The sequence below is a fragment of the Acinetobacter stercoris genome (assembly GCF_900323515.1).
In the GTDB taxonomy this organism is placed as follows: domain Bacteria; phylum Pseudomonadota; class Gammaproteobacteria; order Pseudomonadales; family Moraxellaceae; genus Acinetobacter; species Acinetobacter stercoris.
In genome coordinates this window covers 1-4087 of sequence record NZ_OOGT01000270.1, presented here as the reverse complement: position 1 = coordinate 4087, position 4087 = coordinate 1, and the positions used below count along the sequence as shown (strand labels likewise).

The 4087-nt window shown below is 36.4% G+C and carries 5 protein-coding genes; 3 read left to right on the top strand and 2 right to left on the bottom strand.

The genetic code is table 11. From position 1 onward, the window contains the following. The first annotated feature begins 184 nt into the window (after nt 1-184). Entirely contained in the window at nt 185-502 is a 318-nt protein-coding gene (locus KPC_RS18255) for a hypothetical protein (protein WP_121975754.1), read from the top strand. A gap of 101 nt (nt 503-603) precedes the next feature. Next, nucleotides 604-1383 (top strand): M48 family metallopeptidase, encoded by a 780-nt coding sequence (locus KPC_RS18250; RefSeq protein ID WP_121975753.1) that lies wholly within the window; start codon nt 604-606, stop codon nt 1381-1383. Nucleotides 1384-1427: 44 nt separating this feature from the next. Here the strand turns inward: KPC_RS18250 and KPC_RS18245 are convergent, their stop codons facing one another. Then, nucleotides 1428-2474: an NADP(H)-dependent aldo-keto reductase gene (locus tag KPC_RS18245; protein WP_121975752.1), complete on the bottom strand. Its 1047-nt coding sequence runs from the start codon at nt 2472-2474 to the stop codon at nt 1428-1430. Nucleotides 2475-2644: 170 nt separating this feature from the next. Further along, the gene (gene crp / locus KPC_RS18240; RefSeq protein ID WP_121975751.1) at nt 2645-3358 is read right to left on the bottom strand and encodes a cAMP-activated global transcriptional regulator CRP; all 714 of its coding nucleotides are present in this window, start codon (nt 3356-3358) and stop codon (nt 2645-2647) included. Between the two features lie 149 nt (nt 3359-3507). Between crp and KPC_RS18235 the strand changes: the two genes are divergently transcribed. Further along, entirely contained in the window at nt 3508-3927 is a 420-nt protein-coding gene (locus tag KPC_RS18235) for an OsmC family protein (RefSeq protein WP_121975750.1), read from the top strand. Nucleotides 3928-4087: the final 160 nt, after the last annotated feature.

Sequence of the window (4087 nt, the reverse complement as noted above, 5' to 3'; positions counted from 1 at the left end):
TAATATTAGACTTTAAAAAGATATTTATATGGATGGCTGTAAATAAAATAAAAAAATCTATCCAATACGTGTGAAATTTAGCTTGAAAAAGTTGGAAAATTTAACGAGATCGACTAAAGTTGACTATATAAAGTTGTCAAGAAATCATACAACAAACTGTAATTTAGTGAGAATTATTTTCAGGATGAAGCTACAACCCAATATATCTAAAACTTTGATTTATTCTTTTTTATTTGCAGTAGGAGGATGTCCGACTATAGCCATGTGGTTAATCGCAGGGCAAACTCAAGATCAGGAGCTTTTACTGACTGCATTTATAAGTTTGACAGTTTTGACAGCCTGTATTCTAGTTCCTTTAATATTGATTCAAAATACTTTTTTATTGGTTAAGCGTAATAGTATAACGATTGAAGACAAGGTGAAGCCGTTATCAATTGCTTATTTAGTGTTAAATGTACTTTGCTTGATTTATTGGTTGCTATATTATTTTGAACTAATATAAATCATTTGTTTTATATTTTTGATAAAAGTGTTTAAAAACGCTCAAATTTTTATATAATTTTCAAAAATTTTATTTTTCAAATTGTTTTTTGGAGCAATAACATGAAAAAGAGTCTCTTATTGGGTGCATGTGTTGCTAGCATCCTGAGTTTTTCGGGTTGTACAACGATCGCTGATATGGCAGGTGCAGATTCTGCAACGCTCAATTTAAGTGCAGCACAAGGTTTCAACAAAACAGTACAAGAAGCACAAGCAAACAAGACCTTAGATACAAGTTCAAGCACTTATCGCAAAATTAATAATGTATTTAAGCGAATGACTCCATATGCAGATCAAATGAATCAGACCGGGCAAAAATTTACATGGCAACTTGCTGTTTTAAAATCGGATACAGTTAATGCCTATGTTGCTCCAGGTGGAAAAGTTGTGTTTTATACGGGCATTGTTAATAAGCTGAACCTGACAGATGATGAGATTGCAGCTGTTATGGGGCACGAAATGACTCATGCTTTGGAGGAACATTCTAAACAAAAGCTAGGTGCTCAAGCATTGACTAATTTGGCAGTAGGCATAGGGAAATCCTATGTTGGTAGTGCTGGTGGTGGGCTAGGTGGTGCTGCACTGGATTTGGGTAGCCAGATTGGTGTTGGTTTACCCTATTCCCGTAATTTGGAAAATCGTGCAGATTATGGTGGTTTGATGCTAATGGCTCGTGCTGGTTATAATCCTCAAGCTGCAATTACACTTTGGGAAAAAATGGGTAAATTAGGTGGTGCGAAAGGGTCAGCATTGTTATCTACTCACCCTACAGATTCATCACGTATCGAAGCAATGAGAAAGAACCTGCCAGCAGCTATGCAGGTTTATAATTCAAGAAAATAAATCATATTAAAAAAACCAGCTGTTAATCAGCTGGTTTTTTTATTTTAAGGAGCTGGATTTGATTGTTGCCGATGAATATCATCAATGCCTTTCAATATATCTTCCGACAGATCAAGATTAAAAGCATCAATATTTTCTTTCAACTGCTGCATATTTGTCGCTCCAATAATTGTACTCGTGACAAAAAACTGTTGTTTGATAAAAGCTAATGCGAGTTGAGTGAGTGTGATTCCATGTTTCTCTGCAAGTAGAGCATATTGTTCAGTTGCCCATTCACTTTGCGGATTGGTATAGCGATTAAAGCGCGAAAACAAAGTTATTCTTGCATTAGCTGGTTTGGCGCCATGTCGAAACTTACCGGTCAAATAGCCGAAGGCTAAAGGTGAATAAGCGAGTAGACCAATATTTTCATGTTTTGCTATCTCTGCCATCCCGATCTCATAAGTGCGATTAAGCAAATTATATGGATTTTGTACAGAAACAATTTTTTCTAAACCTAATTTTTCAGCAATTTGTAAAAACTTCATCGTTCCCCAAGGTGTTTCATTGGAAAGTCCAATGTACCGAATGCGTCCTTTTTGTACTTCTTTATGAAGTGCTAAAAGAGTCTCTTCCAGAGGAGTAATTTCATGCTCTTGAGCATGCTGATTGTTATAACCGAGTTGCCCAAAAAAATTGGTTGCTCGTTGAGGCCAGTGCAATTGGTATAGATCAATATAGTCTGTCTGCAAGCGTTTTAAAGAGCCATCAAGGGCACTCGCAATCTCACTTTCGACAAAGCGTGTATAGCCGTCACGGATATGACTTCCTCCTTGTTGTGGTCCGGCAATTTTAGAAGCAAGGAAGAGCTTGTCACGAGCACCATATTTTGCAATCCAGTGACCTATAATACTTTCGGTTGCGCCTTGTGTTTCTGGTTTAGGAGGAACTGGATACATTTCAGCTGTATCCCAAAAATATAAACCCTGATCTAACGAATAGCTGAGTTGTTGAAATGCCTCATTCTGATTATTCTGCTCTCCAAATGTCATCGTCCCAAGGCAGATTTCTGGAACTTCGATGCCAGTTTGACCAAGTGGTTTAAAATTCATAGGTATATTCCTTATATTTTATATTCGCTGAAAATTGTAGGCTTAAACTACATTAACCGATAAAAGTTAATGTCGGAAAGGCAATATATTTATAATGATGTAAATAAATCATATGTTAGATATAAAAAAAGCAAATCCTTGGATTTGCTTTTTTGAGGGGGAATCAGAGATTAATCTTCGTCATCATAATCGTCATCATCACTATCAAGAGATGATTCATCAAGAGAGGAGTCGAAAATAAGAATGGCTTTACCATCTGTTTCGATCATGCCTTGTTCTTCGAGTGTTTTTAGAACACGACCAACCATTTCACGTGAACAGCCAACAATACGTCCAATTTCTTGACGCGTAATACGGATTTGGCGACCATTAGGTAAAATCATTGCTTCAGGTTGAGTTGATAAGTCAATTAAACAACGGGCAATACGACCGGAAACATCAATAAACGCCAGATCAGTAACTTTACGGGTTGTATTTTTTAAGCGACGAACAAGTTGCGCGAAAACAGCATAACTCAAATCTGGATACTGTTTGCTAAGCTCATGGAAATTGTCATATGAAATTTCGGCAATTTCACATGTATCTCGTGTACGAACTTCAGCAGTGCGTTGAGGGTTTGGTTCGAACAAACCCATTTCCCCAAAAAAGTCCCCAGGATTCAAATAAGCAACAACAATTTCACGCTCATCATCTTCGCGTAAAATAATTGAAACCGAACCTTTTAAAATTAAGTATAGAGATTTTGACTCACTACCTGCATCAATAATCGTTGTTCTTTTTGGGAAACGATTGATGTAAGCACGTTTCAATAAAGCTTTGACTGATTCAGGGAGTTGACCTGGAGACAAAGCATCTGTACTTAAATGTGAAAAATTAGAAACCATGCTAATTAATTCCGAATTTGGATGAATAATAGATCAAAGATCTAAATAAAATTGTCACGCAGAAGCACAGAGATGAAATTCCTTCTCAACTCGATTTATGCTAGTGTTACAGCTAATATGTAATTTATAGTTTTTTTTAGGTAGTTGCAATGCAAACAAGTGTTCAATGGCTAGAGAATGTTGCTTTTGAGGCAAAGTCTGAAAGTGGTCATCAGGTAATAATGGATGGTTCCTCTGAATATGGGGGTGAAAACCGTGGACCACGTCCCATGGAACTTATATTAATGGGACTTGGTGGGTGTGCCTCGTTTGATATTGTGACTATATTAAAGAAATCTAGGCAAGATGTGACAGATGTTGTATGTGAGGCAAAGGCTGAAAGGGCGGATACAATTCCTGCAGTATTCACAAAAATTCATTTACATTTTGTTGTAACTGGTCATGATGTTAAAGAAAAGCAGGTGGCTAAGGCTGTCGAACTTTCTGCAGAAAAGTATTGTTCTGCAAGCAAAATGTTATCGGATGGGGGAGTTGAGATCACCCACGATTTTGAAATTAGAGCTGCTTGATAAACTGTAAATTTCACACAAAAAGCTGATGAATAATCAGCTTTTTTTGTTTGCACAGATGAGTTTTGGTCGGAAATACAGAATTTTTTAAAAAAAATTATTACAAAATGTGTATAAGTATTTTCTTGTCTTTTTTGTGAAAAATTTTATTAGTATTAAC